Here is a 19,364-nt window from a genome sequence, read left to right on the forward strand (position 1 = left end):
GCTGGACGGTGAGACCATCAGCCCCCCCGGCGCGGGTGGGGGGGGGGGGGCGGGCACGATGAGGGCGGGACTCGCCCCGGATCGACCCCCGCCGCGAATCGCGCGCCGTCAGGCGCGCAACGTCGCGCCAAGCTTCCGCGAGCAGGCTTCGACCACGTCCTTCACGGCCGCGTCGACCTCCTCGCCGGTCAGCGTGCGGTCGTCGCGGCGGAAGGTCATGCCGAAGTGGACGCTCTGGCGGTCGTCGCCGAGGTTACCCCCCCGGAACGTGTCCAGGTAGTGAGCCTCGCGGAAGGAGGCCCCGGCGTGCTCGCGGACGACGGCCTCAAGCTCGGCCCAGGAGACGGACCGGTCGAGCACCAGCGACAGGTCGCGGACGACCGCCGGATAGCTCGGCAGGGGGCGATACTGGGCGACCGTCCGGGCCTTCTCCAGCAGCAGGCCCAGCTCCAGCTCGGCGGCCGAGCAGGCGTTGCGAAGCTCGAACTTCCGCGCGATCTCGGCGTCGACCTCCCCCATCCAGCCCAGGCGCTGGTCGCCGAGCCACAACTCGGCCGAGCGGCCGGCGGCGAACAGGGGCGAGTCGGCGGGCCTGGCGGAGAGCGGTTCGGCGATCAGCAGGCGGCGGAGCAGGGTCTCGACGATCCCCTTCACGCCTCGGAAGTCCGACCCGGCCACGATCGCCAGCCGCGCCGGCTCGTCCGGCAGGCCGTCCTTGCCGGGGAGGTAGACGTCGGCGATCTCGAAGACGCGGGCGTCGGCGACGCCGTGCGCCTCGTTGTGGCGGCGGACGGAGAGTAGGCTCGGCGCCAGGCCCCGGCGCAGGGCGTTCTCCACCTTGCGGCTGGAGTGCGAAACTCGCAGCGGCGGCGCGTCGGCACCCTCGGCCGTGATGGGCCCGGCGAGCGCGTCCTCGACCAGGCTGAAGGTGACGGCCTCGTCCAGCCCTTGGGCGGTCAGGGCGTCGCGGATCGCCGATTCCACCCGCTCGCGGCGGCCGCGGGGGGCGCTGGCGACGGGGATCGGCCGGTCCTCCACGATCTTCTCGTACCCATGAATCCGCGCGACCTCCTCGATCAGGTCGATCTCGCGCTCCAGGTCGGCCCGCCAGGTCGGGGGGATGACCTTCACGACCTGGCCATCGGCCTCGAGCACGCGCAGGCCGAGGGCCTCCAGAATGCGGCGGACCTCCGACGGCTCGACCTCGATCCCCAGCACGCGGGGGATCTGGGCGAGCCGCAGGACGACCGGCTCGCGCGGGGCGACGGGGGCGGCCACGTCGATCACGCCCGGATGCAGCACGCTGCCGGGGCAGAGTTCCAGGATCAGCTCCCCGGTCCGGCGGCTGGCCCAGTCGGCGACCTCGGGGTCGAGCGGGCGCTCGAACCGGAAGCTGGACGGGCTGAACAGGCCGAGCGCCCGCGACGTCCGCCGGACCGACATGGCGTCGAACCGGGCGGCCTCGATCAGCACGTTCGTCGTGCCGGGCCCGATCTCGGTGTCGAGCCCCCCCATCACGCCGGCCAGCCCCACCGGCCGCTCGGCGTCGGCGATGACGAGCATCTCGGGATCGAGCGGATATTGCTTGCCGTTGATCGCCGTGAGCTTCTCGCCGGGACGGGCCTTGCGGACGACGAGCCGCCGGCCTTCGAGCCTGTCCAGGTCATAGGCGTGAAGCGGCTGGCCGCATTCGAACATGACGTAATTGGTCACGTCGACGACGTTGCTGACCGGTCGGACCCCCAGGGTCTCCAGGCGCTTCCGCATCCACCAGGGGCTCTCGCCCACCTTCACGCCGGTCATCACGCGGGCGGTGAACCGGGGGCAGAGATCCGGGGCCTCGACCGACAACGCGGCGAACGACTCGACCGGCTCGCCCGAGGTTTTGGGCGTCGCCGAGGGGACGCGCAGGGGCCTGTCGAAGAGGACCGAGATCTCCCGCGCCACGCCGATCTGGCCCAGGCAATCCGAGCGGTTGCTGGTGACTTCCAGGTCAATCGCCAGGTCGCCGCCGACGTCCTCGGTGGACTCGTGGTTCAGGCCGGTCAGGGCCAGGCGTTCGGCGAGGGCCTCCACGGGCATGTCGAGGCGCACATAGTCGGTGAGCTGATTCCAACTGACGATCATCGGGCTATTCGCTCGCGGTCTCGGGGCTCGGCGCGGGCTTCGCCTTGGCGGCGGGGGGCCGGCGCTGGAGGCGGTCCCAAAGATAATAGACGGGGACGCCGGCCAGGACGATCACGAGGCCGGCGCCCGAGGTCCAGGGTCTCAGGTAGAGGAAATCGGCGACGAGCAGCCCCGCCAGCACGATAAACACGCCCGGCGTCCAGGGGTACGCGAACGTCCGGTAGGGGCGGTTGAGGAACGCGGCCTTGCGCCGGAGCAGGATCACCGAGGCGACCATCAGCAGGCAGAACCCCAGGTCGACCGGGATGATGTACTCCAGGAGTTCGCTATAGAGGTTCCCGTAGTCGACCCCGCCGTCCGACGCGACGATCACGGTCGCCGGCAGGGTCAGCAGGCAGGCCCATGCCCCCTGGGCGTATAGGGCGACGGCCGGGACCTGGCGGTCGTTGGTCCTGGCGGCGGCCTGGAAGAAGAGGCCGTCGCGGGCCATCGCGTAGAAGACCCTCGCCCCGGCCAGGATCAGGCCGTTGACGCAGCCGAACGTCGAGATCAGGACCGCGGCGGCCATGAGATAACGGCCGCTTGGGCCGACCGCCGCCTCCATCGCCGCCGTCCCCACCCGCTCCTGGGGCGCGTGCTGGATGGCCTCGAACGGGAGCGTCGTCAGGTAGGCGGCGTTCGCCAGCAGGTAGAGGACGACCACGATGGCCGTCCCCCGCAGCAGCGCCTTGGGGAGCGTCGAGCCGGGGTCGCGGGTCTCCTCGCCCAGGAACGTCACGTTGTTCCAGGCGGTCGAGGAGAACAGCGGGCCGATCATCGCCAGCCCCAGCAAGAGCAGCACGGCCCCGTAACCGTCGACGGGCAGGGGGGGCTTGTAGTGCGAGTTCGGCGTCCATCCGTTGGCCCAGGGATCCCACCAGGAGGAGGTCCAGGCGGCGGCCTTCTCGTCGATGCCGAGGAGGAAGCACGCCAGGATCAGGCCGATGAGGGCCGCCGTCTTGGCGAACGTGAAGGTGTTCTGGATCAGCGAGCCCAGCCGCAGCCCCCGGGTGTTGGCGATTGTCAGGACCGCGATCACCGCCACGGCGGCGGCCTGCTGGGTGGAGACCCGGATCGCGTAGCGGCCGGACTCGTACAAGATCACGCGGTGCTCGGCGGAGATCGCCGGTACGAACACCCCCAGGAATTTCGAGAACGCGACGGCGACCGCCGCGATGGTCCCGGTCTGCACCACCAGGAACAGCGACCAACCGTACAGGAACCCGACGAGCGGGCCGTATGCCGTCCGCAGGAAGTAATACTGCCCGCCGGCCTTCGGCATCATGGCGGCCAGCTCGGCCGCGGAGAGGGCCCCGGCGATGGTCATCAGGCCGGCGAGCGCCCAGGCGGCCATGAGCCACCCGGGCGAGCCGACCAGGAGCGCCGACTCGGCCGACGTGATGAACACGCCGGAGCCGATCATGGCCCCCATGACCAGCATGGAGGCGTCCAGGACCCCGAGATCGCGGGCCAGGGCGGGGGCGCGCCTGGGCTTCCTGGGCTTCGAGGGCTCCGCGTCCTCGGTCGTCGGCTTCGGCATGGATCGCGGCCTCAGCCTTCGCGCCGGACGTAGTCGTTGACGTCGGTGATCGCCTTGGTCAGCGACTGCCGCCGCCATTCGGTCAGGGCGGTGTCCATGGCCGCGGCCAGCTTGTTGGCCAGCAACGCAGCGGCCTCGCGGGGCGACTTCCCTTCGGCGCGGACCTCGGGGAAATCATGATGGTGCACGCAGACGCCGTGGGCGGTCGCCCCGGCGGTGACGATGACGCTTTCCTTGACGTCGCTCATGATGGCCCCCTTGCTCGTTCGCTCGTGTGATTCACCGCGGGTCGGCGGGGCGGGGTCGATCGGTCGGTCGGGTCAGAACTGGTCGAGGAAGCGGACGTCGTTCTGGTACAGGAGCCGGATGTCGTCGATGCCGTGCCGCCGCATGCAGAGACGTTCGATGCCAAGGCCGAACGCGAAGCCGGTCACCCGCTCGGGGTCGTAGCCGACCGCCTTGAAGACGTTGGGGTCGACCATCCCCGCTCCCCCCATTTCAACCCACCGGCGACCGCCATGCCAGAGCATATCGACTTCCACGCTCGGTTCCGTGAACGGGAAGAACGACGGGCGGAAGCGGATCTGGACGTCCTCCCCCAGGTAGCTCCTCGCGAACAGCCGGAGGACCGACTTGAGGTGCCCCATCGTCACCCCCTCGTCGACCATCAGCCCCTCGATCTGGTGGAACATGAAGGAGTGGGTCGCGTCGACGGTGTCGGGCCGATAGACCCGGCCGATCGCCACCACCCGGACCGGCGGCGGCTGCGACTCCATCACCCGCACCTGGATCGTGCTGGTCTGGCTCCGGAGCATGGTCCCGTCGGACAGGTAGAAGTTGTCCAGCGGGTCGCGCGCCGGGTGGACCGGGGGGATGTTCAGCGCGTCGAAGTTGTGATGGACGTCCTCCACCTCCGGGCCGCGGGCGACGGCGAAGCCGAACCGGCCGAAGATGTCGATCAGCTCGTCGGCCGTCTGGCTCAGGGGATGGCGATGCCCCAGGCGCGGGGCGATCCCCGGCAGGGTCACGTCGATACCGCCGTCGACGACGCCCCCGCGCTCAAGGCGCGCGCGGGCGGCCTCGAAGGCGGCCTCGAGCGCCTGCTTGACGCCGTTGAACCGCTGGCCGTAGGGCTTCTTGGCCGCGTTCGGGAGGGATTTGAGCCGTTCCTGGGCGGCCTTGAGGCGGCCCTGCTTCTGGCCCAGGTATTCCACCCGCGCGGCCTCGACGTCGTCCGGCGACGCGGCGGATTCGAAGGTGCGGACCGCCCCGGCCTGGAGCTTGTCCAGCTCCAGCAGGGCGGTCTCCAGCGGATCGGTCGTGCTCATCGAGGCTTCCGAGGGCGGGGCGGTCAGGCGGTCTTGACCTGCTGCTGCTGGCGGGCCTTCAGCTCCGCGTCGGCCTTCTCGAGGGCGGCGCGGACCTTGGCGACGATGGCGTCGAAGGTCTCGGAGTCGTGGATGGCCAGCTCGGAGAGGCTCTTGCGGTCGAGCCCGACGTTGGCCAGCTTCAGGCCGTGGACCAGCCGGCTGTACTTCAGCCCGCGCATCTCGGCGGCGGCGCTGAGGCGGATGATCCAGAGCCGGCGGAAGTCGCGCTTCTTGGCCCGGCGGTCGCGGAAGGCGAACATGCCGGCGCGGAGGAGGGTCTCCTTGGCGGACTTCAGCAGCCGCCCGCGGCCGCCGACGAAGCCCTTGACGGCCTTGAACAGACGGTTCTTGGCCTGGCGGCGGGCCGCACCTTTTCTTGCACGCATGGTTCAGGACTCTCGATGGCGGCGACGGCGACCGTCGCCCTCGACGCTATGTAGGAAGGATTCGGGATTTCGTCCGGGCTCGCGCGATCGGACCGGCCGGGGCCGGGGGCTTCAGCTTCAGGAGGCGGCGGCCTGACGCTCCTGGGCGCGACGGCCGCGGAAGCGGAGGCGACGGCTCTTCGGCGGGGTGGTCCCGGCGGCCTGGTGCTCGGCCAGGAACTCGGCGCGGGCGGCCTCGACGGCCAGCGGGTTGGTGGAGATCCGCACGCGGGCGGCCTTGCGGATCCGCGCGGTCTCGGCCGAGACCGACAGGAAGCTGCGCTTCCTCAGCTTGCGGATCTTGTTGCCGCTCTTGTGCGAGTTCAGGTGCGACGACCCGCAGCGCTTGTGCGAGACCTTGCCGGTGGCCGACACCTTGAACCGCTTCTTGATCCCCTTGTGGGTCTTCAATTTCGGCATGACACTATCGTCCTGTTCGGTTGCAATGGGGGTCGGCCGCGTGCGGTCGTCGCGGGAGACGCCTCGCCTTCGCGGTCGGCGCCGGCCTCGATCGGAGACGATCCGACGCGAGGACGGGAACGCCCTGGGCCCGTCTGGGGGGGACGCCGATCGGGGCCGAGGGGGGCAAGCGGCCCATCGTAGCAGACCGCCCCCCTCGTCGTCTAGACGACGCGACCGCCCGCCGCGGGATTCGGCCCCTGGGCGGGCGTGGTCGGCCGATCCGCGCGAATCACGACGCCCTGGGCGCCAGGATGGCGGTCATGCGACGCCCTTCCATCGAAGGGGTCTTCTCCAGCTTGCCCACCTCTTCGAGGGCCTGGAGGACCTCATCCATGACCCTGCGGCCTTCATCGATGTGCGCGAGCTCGCGGCCCCGGAACAGCACGTTGACCAGCACCTTGTCCTTGCCCATCAGGAATTCCTTCGCCCGCTTGACCTTGACCTCGATGTCGTGGTCGCCGGTCTTGGGGCGGACTCGGATTTCCTTGATCTGGACGTGGTGCTGCTTCTGCTTGGTCAGGCGCTTCTTCTGGGTATACTTGAACTTGCCGTAATCGATGATCTTGCAGACCGGGGGGCGCTCGTTGGGCGCCACCTCGACCAGGTCCATCCCCGATTCGCGTGCGGCCTCGAGCGCCTTGTTCGTCGGCATGACGCCCAGCATGGCGCCCTCCGCGTTGATGACCCGCACGGGGGAGATGCGGATCTGCTCGTTGACCCTCAGTCCTCGCTCGATCGGTCCGATGACGTCCTCCTCGGGGACGGTGAATGGAAGAGCCTCGCGGCTGGGGGTGCCGCGCCGCTCGCTCCAGAGCGGGACGGCTCCCCGAACGACCCCGGAACCGGCCCCCGCGGCCGTCCGTCAAGTCATGGCGAGGCATCCCTAACCTTTACGCATCGACCCCCTTATTGTCAAGCCCGGCCGGGCCCTTCCCGCGCGATTTGTCCCGATATCACCGCGACGCGGGCGTACTCCCACCGTCGCGAGACCTCGCCGAATCGTCGAGGATCGCCCGGCCGATCGCCTCGGCCATGATGTCCAGGCCGCGCTGGTTGAAGTGGCAGCAGTCGTCGACGTACAACCCCTCGGCGCGATCGCGGAACAGGCCGGAGAGGTCGTGAAAGGAGACGCCCCGCTCGCGGAGGGTTGCCCCGTTCCGCCGGAGTAGGGGGTAGCCCGACTGCACGCCCTTGCGGTAGGGGTGTCCCTCGTTGAAGGCCACGCGGCGTTCGGCGGAGACCATCGGCTTGGAATCGCCGTCGTACTGGTTCGGCTGGAGGAAGTGGAAGTACCGCGTCCCGGCGGGCTCGCACAGCCCCCGGAGCCCCAGCGAGCTGTTCGACCAGATCGAGGCCAGCATCTCGAACAGCTCGTCGCGGCTGGCGAAGTCGCGGGCCGGCCCGGTTGCGACGTAGGGCTCTGATCGCACCTTCAGCTCCTGGTGCGCCTTCACCAGCTCGTAGGCGTCGCGTTCCAGGCGGCGGTCGCGCAGCTTCCAGACGAGGTTGCCGAGGATCGACCAGCGCCAGGGGGGGTCGGACGCCCAGCGGGCCCAGGCGTTGCGCGACTCCTCGATGGCCGCCATCGCGGCCTTGGACGCGGCGAGCCTCGGGTCGTCCAGGCCCACCCGCGCGTGCCAGCTCCGGGGGAAGGCGGGGAAGACGTGGTGGCCGGCGTTCTCCAGCTCGTGGAGCGCGACCTCGTTGAAGCCGTCGATGTTCACCACGATGTCGAACTCGCCGCCGAGGGCCGTCAGGTACGCCAGCGTCGTCAACTGCTGGGGCTGCTTGTAGCCCCCCAGCGCCGCGTTGACGAAGACGAACTCCTTCCCGGCGTACTCGGGCGACGTCTTCAACACCTCCTCGAGCCGATGCACGCCGTTGACGCCGAAGAAGCTCGCGACCGAGCCCCCCAGGATCCCGACGATCACCTTGCCCGGCTCGCGCTTGTGGATCGGGTCCTTGTCGTCGATGTAGCCGAAGTTGGAGATCGGCATCGTCTTGCCGTCGGCCAGTCGGACCTGGCCGCTCGACGGCGAGGGATCCTGCACGTACCCGACGTACGGGTGGACCCGCGACATCACCCCCGCGCCGATGCCCTCCGGGCGGCCGGCGCGTTCGCGGCGTTCCTCCTGCAACCCGCTCCACGAGAAGGGCTTGCCGGCGACGATCCGGTACAGCGGCCAGGCGGCGACCTCGCACGAGAGCCACGCCATGCCCAGCAGGATCGCGGCGAACGCGACACGCTTGCCTCGGGACGGCCCGCGCCGGCCCGTCGCGTCGGCCGGGGCCGTCCGGGGGGCCTCGGGCCCGTCGCGTCGCGTCCGCGCCCCGCCCTGATTCACCTTCGACGCCTTCGCCTCATCCATGACCGACGCTCCTCCGGCCGTTCCTCGACCGGGCGGCACGATAGCCGTCAACCCCCATTCCGGCAACGCGGGTTGGCGCGATCCTGGACTCGCCGCCCCGCGCCCGTTATACAGTCGTTGAACACCCCAGGACCGCGACGGAGGACCGAGAATGGATCCCACCGAATCCCCGCCCCACGAGTTCACCCGCCGCGCCGCGATGGGCGCGATGGCCGCCGGCGCCGTGCTGGCGACCTCGCGCGGCCGCGCCGAGGAGCCCCCCGCCGCGGGATGCCCCCGCCCCCGGATCGCCGCGATCGTCACCTGCTACTGGAAGACCTCGCACGGCCAGGGGATCGTCGACCGCTTCATGGACGGCTACGGTTGGGGCGGCAGGCACCACCGCCCGGCGCTCGACGTGGTCTCCCTCTACGTCGACCAGCGGCCGAAGAACGACCTGACCGACGAACGCCTGGCGCGCCACCCCGGGCTGAAGCTCTACCCGACGATCGCCGACGCCCTGAAGCGCGGGACGGACACGCTCGACGTCGACGGCGTGGTCCTCATCGGCGAGCACGGCGACTACCTCCGCGACGATCGCGGCCGGACCCACTACCCACGTTACGAGTTCTTCAAGCAGGTCGTCGACGTCTTCCGCGAGACGGGCAAGACGGCGCCGGTGTTCAACGACAAGCACCTGTCGTGGAACTGGGACTGGTGCCGGGAGATGGTGGCGACCGCCCGCGAGCTGGACTTCCCGTTCCTCGCCGGCTCGTCCCTGCCGCTCACCTGGCGCATCCCCGATTACGAGACGCCCGACGGCGCCGGCATCGAGGAGGCCGTCTGCGTCGGCTACGGCGGCGTCGACAGCTACGACTTCCACGGCCTGGAGTCGCTCCAGTGCCTCGTCGAGCGCCGTCGCGGCGGCGAGACCGGCGTGAAGGCGGTCGAGGCGATCCGCGGCGAGGAGGTCTGGAAGACGCTCGACCCGGCCGCCGGGGGATCGTCGCGGACCAAGGCGCTGTTCGACTCGTGCCTCTGCCGGTCGTTCCGCCTGGCCTCGCCGCGCGAGGGCTACGGCAACGCCTTCCCGACGCTCGCCGACGCCGCCAGGCTCGTCCCCGACCCGTACCTCTACCGCATCCACTACAGCGACGGGCTCGTCGGCAGCCTGTACATGATGAACGGGCTCGTCGCGGACTTCACCGTCGCGCTGAAGCTGGAGGGGGAGCCGGCGATCAAGTCGACCCAGCTTTATCTCTGCGGCATCTCTCCGAATCAGACCCTGCCGAACTTCTTCAGCCCGCTCGCGAACCACATCGAGGCCATGTTCCTCACCGGCGCCGCGCCGTATCCGGTCGAGCGGACGCTCTTGACCTCGGGCGTCGTCTGCAAGGCGGTCGACCTGATGGCGGAGAAGCGACGGATGGTGGAGACGCCCGACATGGCGACGATCGCCTACAGGGTCTCCGGCGAATCCCAGTACATGAGGAGCTGACGAGATGCGAAGCCGCAAGCCGATCGACGCTCCTCCGCCGGCCGATCCCGCCCCGGGCCGAAAGCGGATGGCGATCGTCACGACCATCTGGAAGTACCTGTCCCACGCGCAGCACATGGGCGACCGCTTCCTCGTCGGCTACCCGATGGACGGCGCGTGGAAGACGCCGGACGTCGAGGTGGTCTCGCTCTACGTCGACCAGAAGCCGGCCGACGATCAGAGCGCCGAGCGCGCCGCGTCGTTCGGATTCCAGATCTACCCCACGATCGCCGAGGCGCTGCGATGCGGCGGCGACAAGCTGGCCGTCGACGCCGTGCTGATCATCGGCGAGCACGGCGACTACCCCCGCAACGAGAAGGGGCAGGTCCTCTACCCGCGGTATGAGTTCTTCAAGCAGACCGTCGACGTCTTCGAGGCCGACGGCCGCGCCGTGCCGGTCTTCAACGACAAGCACCTGTCGTATAGCTTCGCCAAGGCGAAGGCGATGGTGGATGCGTCGAAGCGGCTGAACTTCCCGTTCCTCGCCGGCTCGTCGCTGCCGGTGACGTGGCGGCTGCCCTCGGTCGACCTGCCTTATGGCGCCGAGGTGGAGGACGCCCTGATGGTCGGCGTCGGCGGGTCCGACCCGATGGACTACCACGCGCTGGAGGCGATGCAGTGCGTGCTGGAGCGGCGTCGCGGCGGCGAGACCGGCGTGCGTCGCGTCCAGATGGTCACGGGCGACGCCGTGTGGAAGGCCGGCGCCGAGGGCCGATGGTCGCGCGAGCTACTGGGCGCGGCGCTCTCGCGAACGGACTCGCTCCAGGGCCTGACGGTGGTGGACGGCCGGACGCAGGCGCTGGCGGAGGGGGACGAGATCGCCCGCATCGCCCAGGACCCGGCGGCGTACATGATCGAGTACAACGACGGCACGCGCGCCACGCTGTTGATGCTCAACGGGGTGCTGCGGGACTTCAACCTCGCCGTGCGGGTGAAGGGCCGCCCCGACCCGCTCTCCATGCAGTTCCTCCTGCCGCCCGACCCGAACGTGGCCTACTCGGCGCAGCTGATGAACCACGTCGACCGCATGATCCAGACCGGCCGCGCCGGGTATCCCGTCGAGCGGACCATGCTCATCTGCGGGGTGCTCGAAAGCTGCCTGGACTCGCGCATGGACGGCGGAAAGCCGCTGGAGACGCCGTTCCTGGACGTCCGCTACGAATCCCCCCGCGAATCCCTGTTCGCGAGGACCTGACCGTCCGCCGCGATCCGATCGAGGCCGCCTCATGCTCGCCCTGTCCCTGGTGCTCTGCGCGTCGCTCGTCACCGAGTCCCCCGCCCCCCTGCCACGCGCCGAGGGGTACGTCGGCTGCTGGTACGCCGTCGGGCCGACGAAGGATGAGTACAAGTACAAATACAGCGGCGGGCTGGCGACCTATCCGCAACAGCAGTCGCCGATCGCGATTTACGACGAGCCGTCGAACCGGACGTACTTCGTCTACGGCGGGGCCGACCCGGCGCGGAAGTCGACCCTGCACATGGTCTCCTATTACGACCACGCCACCGGGACCGTCCCGCGCCCGGCGATCCTCCTGGACAAGAAGACCAACGACGCCCACGACAACCCCTGCCTGGCGATCGACGACGCAGGGCACCTCTGGGTCTTCTCCAACGCCCACGGCACGGCGCGGCCGTCGTTCATCCACCGGAGCGTCGAGCCGCGATCGATCGACGCCTTCGAGAAGGTCGTGGAGACCAACTTCTCCTACAGCCATCCGCTCTACGTCTCGGGCAAGGGCTTCCTGTTCCTCCACACCAAGTACGCCGGGGGCCGAGGGCTCCGGTTCGCCACCAGCCCCGACGGCCGAGAATGGTCCGACCCCACCCCGCTGGCGCACATCGAGATGGGCGACTACCAGCTCGGCGCCGCGCGCGACGGCCTCGTCGCCTCGGTCTTCGACTTCCACCCCAGGCCCGTCGGCCTGGACGACCGCACGAACCTCTACTACCTCCAGACCGTCGACATGGGCGCCTCCTGGACCAACGTCGAAGGCCGCGAGGTCTCGTTGCCGCTGACCGAGCCCCGGAACCCGGCGCTCGTTCGCGACTACCAGGCGGAAGGGAAGCTGGTCTACATCAAGGACGTGAACTTCGACGTCCAGGGCAACCCGGTCATCCTCTACCTCACCAGCAAGGGCCACCAACCCGGCCCCCAGAACGGGCCTTATGAGTGGCACACCGCGCGCTGGGACGGCGGCGAATGGGTCGTCCGGGCGTTCACGACGTCGGACCACAACTATGACCACGGCCCGCTCTACATCGAGCCCGACGGCGCCTGGCGCGTGATCGCCCCGACCGAGCCCGGCCCGCAACCCTTCGGCACCGGCGGCGACCTGGTCATGTGGACGAGCGCCGACCAGGGGGCGACCTGGGACCGAGTCAAGCAACTCACCGCCGACAAGGCCCGGAACCACACCTACGTCAAGCGACCCCTCAACGCCCATCCCGACTTCTACGCCCTCTGGGCCGACGGCGACGCCCGCGAGAAGTCCGAATCCAGCCTCTACTTCACCGACCGCCTCGGGACCAAGGTCCGCCGCCTCCCCGTCACCATGACGGCCGACGCGCAAGTCCCGGAAACGGTCGAGTGAGCGGGCCGATGCCGAGTTGGCTTCGTTCGTCACGCGAGACATCCGCGCGTCTCAACTCAAACTATTGACTCCGTGAATCTTGCGACGAAACAAGCTTGGCTTCGTTCGTCGTTTTCGAGGAGGTTTCCGCCGACCGTCCCGGGTTGTGGAGCAGTCCGCGATGGTGAAGGTCTTCCCCCCTCGCGGGGAGGACGGACCTTGAAGCGGTCATGCGCGGGGGACGAAGGGCACGCGGGCCGTTGGAACCGTCGAAGGCCCGCCCGGCTCGGGATCCTGGCGGACTTTTCGCTCGTCCTCCCCCTCGTCCGGCCCGGCGGGCCACCTTCCCCCGCCAGGTGGGAAGGGTTTTCATCCGACGTCTTCCCCCCTCGCGGGAAAGGACAGACCGCGAAGCGGTCAGGAGAGGGGGACGACGAGCGCGGAGGCCATTGGAGTCATCAAAGACCCGTCCGGTTGCCGCGCACTCCATCGGCCGTCTCGCATATCCTCCCCGTCCAGCCCTCGGGCCACCTCCCCCCTCCAGGGGAGAAGGACGTCATGAGGGCCCGTCCCATGCCTCGGAATCATGGGCCGCGCCCGGCGGCCGACCGGCGGCCGTTTCGATTCGGGCGAGTTGTCAAAGAGCGAAGCCCCCCCACGGTCGGGATGATCGAGGAAATGGGGCCGCGATTTCATGAATCCGGAAATTCATCCGATCGCGGCCCCCGCGCGTCGCGGGGCGGGTCTCGTCACGCCGCCTGGCGCCGGGCGCGGGCGCCGGCGGTGAGGTAGTAGATGGGGATCCCCAGCAGCATGCTCGCCAGGGAGACCGTCGAGACCTTCCACGAGTTGATGAACGCCGCGACCAGCAGGACGCCGGTCAGCAGCAGGTAGATCGCCGGGGTGACCGGGTAGCCCGGGGTGCGGAAAGGACGCGGCAGGTCGGGCCGCTTCACGCGAAGGACGAAGATGGCGCTCATCGACATCAGGGAGAACAGCGACAGCCCGACGCTCGCGTAGACGAACAGGTTCTCGAACGAGCCCGACCAGAGCAGGGCCAGGGTGGCGACGACCTGGAAGACGGTCGCCACGGCGGGGGTCTCGGTCCCCGGGCGAAGCCTCGCGGCGACGGCCGGGAACTGGCCCTCCTTCGCCATCGCGAAGATGACGCGCGGGCCGAGAAGCAGGTAGACGCTCAAGGACGAGAGCATCATCAGGCCGATCGCCACGCTGAGCGGGTCGGACCAGCTCGAGCCGAACAGCCGCCGCGTGGCGATCTCGGCGATCGGCGCCACCGCGTCCAGGCCCTTCGTGTTGGCCGGGTCGTCCACGATCGCCTTGACGTCGGCCGCGGAGAGGGCCAGGCCGTAGACCAGGTTCACCGCCAGGTATAGCAGGGCGACGATCGCCGTCCCGCACAGGATGGCCTTCGGCAAGACCTTCTGCGGCTCGCGGATCTCCCCCGCCAGGTATGACGCCCCATTCCAGCCGGTGTAGGCGTAGTAGATGAAGACCAGCGAAAAGAGCATCGTCTTCGCCAGGCCCATGTCGACCGGGCCGAAGTCGTCCAGGTTCTCCGTGTTCCGCCAGCCGACGGACAGCCCCGCGACGATCAAAACTAGCAGCAAGGCAACCTTCAGCCCGGTGGTCCAGCCCTGCACCAGCGAGGTCCGACGCCGGCCCGAGACGTGGATCGCCGCGAAGATCAGGATCGCGACCGTCGCCAGCCCTCGCTCGGCGTACATCGCCGCGTCCCCGGAGAGACGCATCGGCGCCAGGACATACTTCGCCGCGCCGTAGGCCGCCGTGGCGCTGGGGCCGGAGAAGCCCATCAGGAACGACACCCAGCCCGACATGAACGCGGCCAGCGGCCCATACGCCTCGTACAGATAGACGTAATCGCCGCCGGTGCGGGGCAGGGCGGCCGAAAGCTCGGCCAGCGTCAGGGCGCCGCAGATCGCGATCAGGGCGCCCACGGCCCAGAGGGCCAGCATCCAGGAGTTGCTGCCCACCAGGTACATCGTGTACCCGGAGGTCGTCAGGACCCCCGTCCCGACCATGCTCGCGACGACCACGAACACCGCCATCCAGACCCCGAACTCCGCCGGCATCGCGGAGGCCGCGGCCCCGCCGTCGCTCGACCCGTCCATCGCCGCCCGCTCGTCGGTTGCCGACATGCTCTCTCCACCGTTCGTCATGAGCGCCGGGCGGACTTCCATCGCCGGCCGAAATTTCCACCAGTGAACGCTTGAACCGTAACCCGAAGGCCTGTAGAATATGGGGCAGGCGAGGGAACGCCGAGGGGGTCAAGAACGACCGGCCGCGACACCGGAAGGGAGGCGAAGCCGATGATCGAAACGAGCGTCCCGCACCGACCCGCCACCGCGCCCCGACGCCGTGGCGCCCAGCGCCAGCCGGCGCTCCCGGCCATCGACCCGACGGCGGAGGCCCCCGGGGTGGTGACGGAAGGCCCGCCGGCGGTCCGCTACCGTCGCCCGAGGAAGGCCGCCCCGGCGAAGGCGCCGGCCAAGCCCGACCGTACCCCGCCGCCGCCGGTCTTCCACCCGCTGGCGTATCGGAGCGTGGTGGCCGCGTGGTCGCTCGAATCCCGCGAGCGCTGGGGCCGCCGGGCGAACGAGCTTGAGGACCACGGCCTCTCCTGGCGCGACGCCGAGACCCAGGCGTTCGTGGAGGTCTGGAACGACCTGCGCCGGTCCGGCGGCTTCGCCGACCCCGACGAGGTCGCCTGACCTCACCGCGCGTCGCCGGCCGGCTTGCGGAAGCGGGCGAAGAAGTTCTCCCTCAGCTCGGGCTCCGGGCCCTCGGCCGGCTCGAAGCCCGCGGCCTCGATCTCCTTGCGGAACTGGTCTTGGTCGGCGCGGATGTGCTTGAGCACGAAGTCGCTGCTCTTGCCCTCGACCCGGTCGAACTCGATCAGGATCAGCGTCCCGCCGGGCTTGAGGGCGCGCTTGATCGAGTCGAGCATCGCCTCGTGATCCTCGAAGTGGTGGTAGACGTCGCTGAGGAAGACGAGGTCCACCGAGGCCGGCTCCAGGTTCGTCGAGTCCTGCGAGCCTTCCACGGTCTCCACCTGCTTGAGCCGGCGCTTCTCGGCGTCCCTGGCGATGTGCTCCAGGAACTCGCGGGAGACGTCGACGGCGAAGACCTTCCCCTCGGGGCCCACCCGCTCGGCGAAGAGCCGGGTGAACAGGCCCGAGCCGGCGCCAACGTCGGCCACGCTCATGCCGGGCTCGATCTGGAGGGCGTCGACGATCTCGCCGCGCCTGGCGAAGACCTCGCGGTCGTGGGATTCGAACCGCTCGATGAAGCCCCGGGCCGCCCCCTTCTTGTGGAACTGCTCGTTGATCTTGGGGTCCACCTTCCCCGGGGTCGGCTCCTGCGCGACGGCGACGCCGAGCGTCAGGCCGGCGACCATCCCCAGGATGCCGAGCTTCGGTGTGATCCGCTTCATGAAAATCCTCGTGGGGGAAGGGGGTCGGTTCGGTCGGCCGGGCGTTCTCCACTGAATACCATCGTGGGCTTTTGGTACAAGGGGGGGCCGGACGAATCCCGACCGCCGCCGACCCTGGGGACGCCATGCCGGACGACCTCGCCCCCGCGCTGACCGACCACCTCGCGACCGCCTCGCCGCCGGGACGGGGCGAGATCCGCGTGTTCCGCGTCGACCTGTCGGCCGGGCCCGAGGGGGACGACTTCCGACGCCTGGCCGAGTGGGCCGACCTCGACGCCGAGGAACGCGCCCGCGCCGAGCGGCTGGTGAGGCCGCGCGACGGCCGCCGGTTCGTGCGATGCCGCGGCGCGCTGCGGTCGCTGCTGGGGGGGCTGCTGGGGGCGACGGCGGCCGAGGTGGCGTTCCGCGTGGGTCCGGGGGGGAAGCCAATCCTCGTCCAGCCGGGGGGCTCGCGGTGGCGGTTCAACGTCACGCACTCGGACGAGCTGGCCCTGATCGCCGTGGCGTGGGACCGGGAGCTGGGGGTCGACGTGGAGCGGGTCCGGCCGATCCAGCAGGCGGCGCGGATCGTGGAATCCTACTTCACGGCGGCGGAGGTGGCCGAGTTCCGCAAGCTCGCCGAGGCGGACCAGGCGGAGGCGTTCATACGGGGATGGACCCGCAAGGAGGCCGTCGTGAAGGCCCAGGGGGTGGGGCTCGCCGGGCTGGCGACGGAGTTCGAGACCTTGTTCGGGCTCGCCCCTCCCGGCGAGAGCTTCCGACCCTGCCTGCCGATGCCGGAGGTGCTCGGGTGGCGGCTCTGGGAGGCGACCCCCAGGCCCGGACACGTCGCGACGCTGGCCGTCGGCCCTCATGGGGGCGGGGGATGACGTTGCCGTCCCGGCCGGCGCAACTTTAAGATAGGATGAGTCGCGCGAGCTGGCCATCTCCCCCAAAGCCGTCGAGGACGACCGAGCATGAGCCTGCTGGGCTTCGCATTCCTCGCGCTGATGGCGTACGGGTCGCTGCGGCTGATCGCGAAGGCCGTGGCATGGGCCACGGGCTCGCGGTACCTGGCGTTCCGCCGCCTGGCGGCCCGGCATCGCGGCCGGTACGAGACGCGCGGGCTGGCCGACTCGCCCATCGTCAGCTTCCCCCAGGGGGAGGACCTGGTGCGCGTGGGCCTCGCGCCGGCCCCGGCCCGGGGCTCGGGGGTCCTCAGCACGAGGATCGTCGTCCGCTTCCGCCGGGGGATCCCGTTCCGGCTCGACATGCTCCCGGTCGGTTCCCCGCGACTGCGGCAGCTCGTCCGGGGCACGGAGCCGGTCGCGGTGGGGGACCGCGAATTCGACAACGCCTTCGTCGTCCGGGCCAACGACGCGGACATGGCCCGGGATTTCCTCGGGCCCGGCGTCCGCTGGTCCATCCACGGCCTCCAGCGCCTGGTGCGCCCCGGCGGGCTGTCGCTGGCGATCAGCCCGGAGCGTCTCCTGGTCCAGATCGACCGCGACCTGAGCAACGACCCCGAGGCCCTCTTCACGGCGGTCGCCGAGACGCTGGCCGTCCACGAGGGGCTGCGGGCCGGGGTCCGGCGGCGGATCAGCGAGGGGGTCACCGTCCTGGAAGGGGACGGGGGGCCGGACCCCGACGAGGGCCCCCCCGTCTGCAAGGTCTGCGGCGAGGCCGTCGTCGAGGGCCAGGCGACGATCTGCGACACGTGCGGGGCGCCCCACCATCGCGACTGCTGGGAGTTCGTCGGCTGGTGCTCCATCTACGGCTGCGGCGGCAAGGTCGGGCGATCGACGCCCGCCTCCGCCTTCCGATCGACCACGCCGGCCCCGCCCCCTCCCTGAAATGGCCCGACGCGCCGGGCCTTCTTCCCCGTATCAGCCTCTAGCCTCGGCGGCGACCCGCCGCGATCAAGGATTCGTCTCGATGTCGAAGTTCGTGAAGATGGCCACCCTGGGCGAGTTGCCCGCGGGAGGCGCCAAGGAGGTCGAGCACGAGGGCCGCATCTACGCCCTGTTCAACGTGGACGGCCGGATCAGCTGCATCGACGGCTTCTGCCCCCACCAGGGGGGCCCGCTGGCGGAAGGGGAGCTTGACGGCTGCATGGTCGCCTGCCCGTGGCACGGGTGGGAGTTCAACGTCCAGACGGGGGACACCCCGATGGGCCCGAGGCTCAAGGTCGACGTCTTCGAGGTCAAGATCGAGGGGGACGAGGTGCTGGTGCTCGTCCCCGAATCCTGAACCACATCCCCCGCACCCTTCGCGAACCGGCCGGTGATCTACTATCGACCCTTCCATAACGACGACCCGCCCGCCCTCGCGAGGCTCTGGAACGCCGCCGTCCCCGGGGCCGTCGCGGCGGTCCCCCTGCGCGCCCACGAGCTGGACGACAGCGCCTTCAACTCCATCATCTTCGATCGTGAGGGCCTGATCGTCGCCGAGCGCGACGGCCGACCGGCGGGGTTCGTCCACGCCGGGTTCGGCCCCGCGGACATCGACGCCGACCCTCGCCCCCGGCTCGATCCCTCGATGGGCGTGGTGGCGATGCTGGCCGTCGAGCCGGGCGAGGGGGAGCATGAACTTGGCATGGGCCTGGTGGTGGAGGCCGAACGCTACCTCCGCCGGCGCGGGGCCCAGGTGCTCTACGGCGGGGGGAGCCGCCCGCTGAACCCGTTCTACTGGGGGATCCACGGCGGCAGCGAGGCGGCGGGGGTGCCGTCGAGCCACCATCAGTTCTCGTCGGCCCTCACGTCGCTGGGGTACGAGCCGACCGGCACGGCGGTCCACCTCCATTTCGACCTGGCGCGGCCCGACCCGCGCGAGCCCCGGGGGGTGCTGCTCCGGCGTCAGGTCGAGGTCGCGACGGAGGAAGACCCCCGGCCGGCCTCCTGGTGGGAGGGACTCGCGCTCGACGCCTTCCACCCGGCGCGGGCGAGCCTCCGGCTCCGCGACGGCGACCTGGAGGTCGCCTCGGCCCGGACGTGGGACATGTCGTGGTTCGGCCGCTCCGACGGCCGCCCCCGCCTCGGCGTCTTCGCGGTCGAGGTCGACCCCGCCCACCGTCGCAAGGGCTACGCCCGCCACCTCCTGGCCGACATCCTCCGCTCCGCCCGCGAACGCGGCTTCGCCACGGTCGAGGTCCAGACGCAGGTCGACAACGAGCCGGCCCTCGCGCTCTACGAATGCCTCGATTTCGAGCCCGTCGAACAGTCGACCGTCTTCCGCCTCCCCGCCCCCTTCCCGGACCGTTCCAGGCCCTGAAGGCGCTGGCTCCGTTTGGCTTCGTTCGCGCGCCCAGGGCCGAGCCATCTTGCGGACAAGTCGTTCACGCCAAAGAATTTACAACGTTTGGCGTTTGGGTTCGTTCGTCGTTTTCGAAGTGGCTTTCTGGTCCCGCGAGCGTGGGAACGAGCGTCCCTTCTCCCGTCGTGGTGGAAGGTAGCCGAAGCCGGACAAGGGTCGGCCAAGGGCTCGATGTGGCGCGGG

18 protein-coding genes are annotated in these 19,364 nt (G+C 70.2%); 8 read left to right on the plus strand and 10 right to left on the minus strand.

What is annotated here, in order from left to right; all coding sequences use genetic code 11:
• Nucleotides 1-108: 108 nt before the first annotated feature.
• The 8 genes from pheT to WG209_RS23850 all read right to left on the minus strand — a co-directional run bounded on the left by pheT (nucleotide 109) and on the right by WG209_RS23850 (nucleotide 8,332).
• Nucleotides 109-2,127 carry a phenylalanine--tRNA ligase subunit beta gene (gene pheT, locus WG209_RS23815; protein WP_337177605.1) on the minus strand — a complete coding sequence of 673 codons (2,019 nt, stop codon included), beginning with the start codon at nucleotides 2,125-2,127 and terminating at the stop codon, nucleotides 109-111.
• 4 nt (nucleotides 2,128-2,131) lie between these two features.
• Nucleotides 2,132-3,706 (minus strand): amino acid permease, encoded by a 1,575-nt coding sequence (locus WG209_RS23820; protein WP_337177606.1) that lies wholly within the window; start codon nucleotides 3,704-3,706, stop codon nucleotides 2,132-2,134.
• An 11-nt stretch (nucleotides 3,707-3,717) separates the two neighbouring features.
• On the minus strand, nucleotides 3,718-3,954 hold the full coding sequence (locus WG209_RS23825) for a hypothetical protein (protein WP_337177607.1): 237 nt from the start codon (nucleotides 3,952-3,954) through the stop codon (nucleotides 3,718-3,720).
• A gap of 72 nt (nucleotides 3,955-4,026) precedes the next feature.
• Nucleotides 4,027-5,034 (minus strand): phenylalanine--tRNA ligase subunit alpha, encoded by a 1,008-nt coding sequence (pheS, locus tag WG209_RS23830; protein ID WP_337177608.1) that lies wholly within the window; start codon nucleotides 5,032-5,034, stop codon nucleotides 4,027-4,029.
• 23 nt (nucleotides 5,035-5,057) lie between these two features.
• Entirely contained in the window at nucleotides 5,058-5,462 is a 405-nt protein-coding gene (gene rplT / locus WG209_RS23835; protein ID WP_337177609.1) for a 50S ribosomal protein L20, read from the minus strand.
• Between the two features lie 117 nt (nucleotides 5,463-5,579).
• On the minus strand, nucleotides 5,580-5,921 hold the full coding sequence (gene rpmI, locus WG209_RS23840) for a 50S ribosomal protein L35 (RefSeq protein WP_337177610.1): 342 nt from the start codon (nucleotides 5,919-5,921) through the stop codon (nucleotides 5,580-5,582).
• 271 nt (nucleotides 5,922-6,192) lie between these two features.
• A complete protein-coding gene (gene infC, locus WG209_RS23845; protein ID WP_337177622.1) occupies nucleotides 6,193-6,708 on the minus strand; it encodes a translation initiation factor IF-3 in 516 nt (171 codons plus the stop codon).
• 208 nt (nucleotides 6,709-6,916) lie between these two features.
• Nucleotides 6,917-8,332, minus strand: coding sequence for a hypothetical protein (locus tag WG209_RS23850; protein WP_337177611.1), 1,416 nt, complete (start codon nucleotides 8,330-8,332; stop codon nucleotides 6,917-6,919).
• Between the two features lie 151 nt (nucleotides 8,333-8,483).
• Between WG209_RS23850 and WG209_RS23855 the strand changes: the two genes are divergently transcribed.
• From WG209_RS23855 to WG209_RS23865, 3 genes are read left to right on the plus strand one after another with little or no spacing between them, the layout of a single operon-like run.
• Nucleotides 8,484-9,809 (plus strand): hypothetical protein, encoded by a 1,326-nt coding sequence (locus tag WG209_RS23855; RefSeq protein ID WP_337177612.1) that lies wholly within the window; start codon nucleotides 8,484-8,486, stop codon nucleotides 9,807-9,809.
• 4 nt (nucleotides 9,810-9,813) lie between these two features.
• Nucleotides 9,814-11,043: a hypothetical protein gene (locus WG209_RS23860; protein WP_337177613.1), complete on the plus strand. Its 1,230-nt coding sequence runs from the start codon at nucleotides 9,814-9,816 to the stop codon at nucleotides 11,041-11,043.
• A 31-nt stretch (nucleotides 11,044-11,074) separates the two neighbouring features.
• The gene (locus WG209_RS23865) at nucleotides 11,075-12,439 is read left to right on the plus strand and encodes a BNR-4 repeat-containing protein (RefSeq protein WP_337177614.1); all 1,365 of its coding nucleotides are present in this window, start codon (nucleotides 11,075-11,077) and stop codon (nucleotides 12,437-12,439) included.
• Between the two features lie 728 nt (nucleotides 12,440-13,167).
• Here WG209_RS23865 and WG209_RS23870 read toward each other — a convergent pair.
• Entirely contained in the window at nucleotides 13,168-14,595 is a 1,428-nt protein-coding gene (locus WG209_RS23870; protein WP_337177615.1) for an amino acid permease, read from the minus strand.
• Nucleotides 14,596-14,766: 171 nt separating this feature from the next.
• Here WG209_RS23870 and WG209_RS23875 point away from each other — a divergent pair, with 171 nt between their 5' ends.
• Nucleotides 14,767-15,168, plus strand: coding sequence for a hypothetical protein (locus WG209_RS23875; RefSeq protein WP_337177616.1), 402 nt, complete (start codon nucleotides 14,767-14,769; stop codon nucleotides 15,166-15,168).
• 2 nt (nucleotides 15,169-15,170) lie between these two features.
• Here WG209_RS23875 and WG209_RS23880 read toward each other — a convergent pair whose 3' ends face one another.
• On the minus strand, nucleotides 15,171-15,890 hold the full coding sequence (locus WG209_RS23880) for a class I SAM-dependent methyltransferase (RefSeq protein ID WP_337177617.1): 720 nt from the start codon (nucleotides 15,888-15,890) through the stop codon (nucleotides 15,171-15,173).
• Between the two features lie 125 nt (nucleotides 15,891-16,015).
• On the opposite strand from WG209_RS23880, the gene WG209_RS23885 reads away from it, so the two are divergent.
• The 4 genes from WG209_RS23885 (at nucleotide 16,016) to WG209_RS23900 (ending at nucleotide 19,139) form a co-directional block, all read left to right on the plus strand.
• Nucleotides 16,016-16,759, plus strand: a complete 744-nt coding sequence (locus WG209_RS23885) for a 4'-phosphopantetheinyl transferase superfamily protein (RefSeq protein WP_337177618.1) — start codon at nucleotides 16,016-16,018, stop codon at nucleotides 16,757-16,759.
• 87 nt (nucleotides 16,760-16,846) lie between these two features.
• Nucleotides 16,847-17,722: an RING finger protein gene (locus WG209_RS23890; RefSeq protein ID WP_337177619.1), complete on the plus strand. Its 876-nt coding sequence runs from the start codon at nucleotides 16,847-16,849 to the stop codon at nucleotides 17,720-17,722.
• Nucleotides 17,723-17,804: 82 nt separating this feature from the next.
• Nucleotides 17,805-18,119, plus strand: a complete 315-nt coding sequence (locus tag WG209_RS23895) for a Rieske 2Fe-2S domain-containing protein (protein WP_337177620.1) — start codon at nucleotides 17,805-17,807, stop codon at nucleotides 18,117-18,119.
• Between the two features lie 33 nt (nucleotides 18,120-18,152).
• Nucleotides 18,153-19,139, plus strand: a complete 987-nt coding sequence (locus tag WG209_RS23900) for a GNAT family N-acetyltransferase (protein ID WP_337177621.1) — start codon at nucleotides 18,153-18,155, stop codon at nucleotides 19,137-19,139.
• The last annotated feature ends 225 nt before the right edge of the window (nucleotides 19,140-19,364 follow it).

Source organism: Paludisphaera sp. (assembly GCF_037189885.1).
Taxonomy (GTDB): Bacteria; Planctomycetota; Planctomycetia; order Isosphaerales; family Isosphaeraceae; genus Paludisphaera.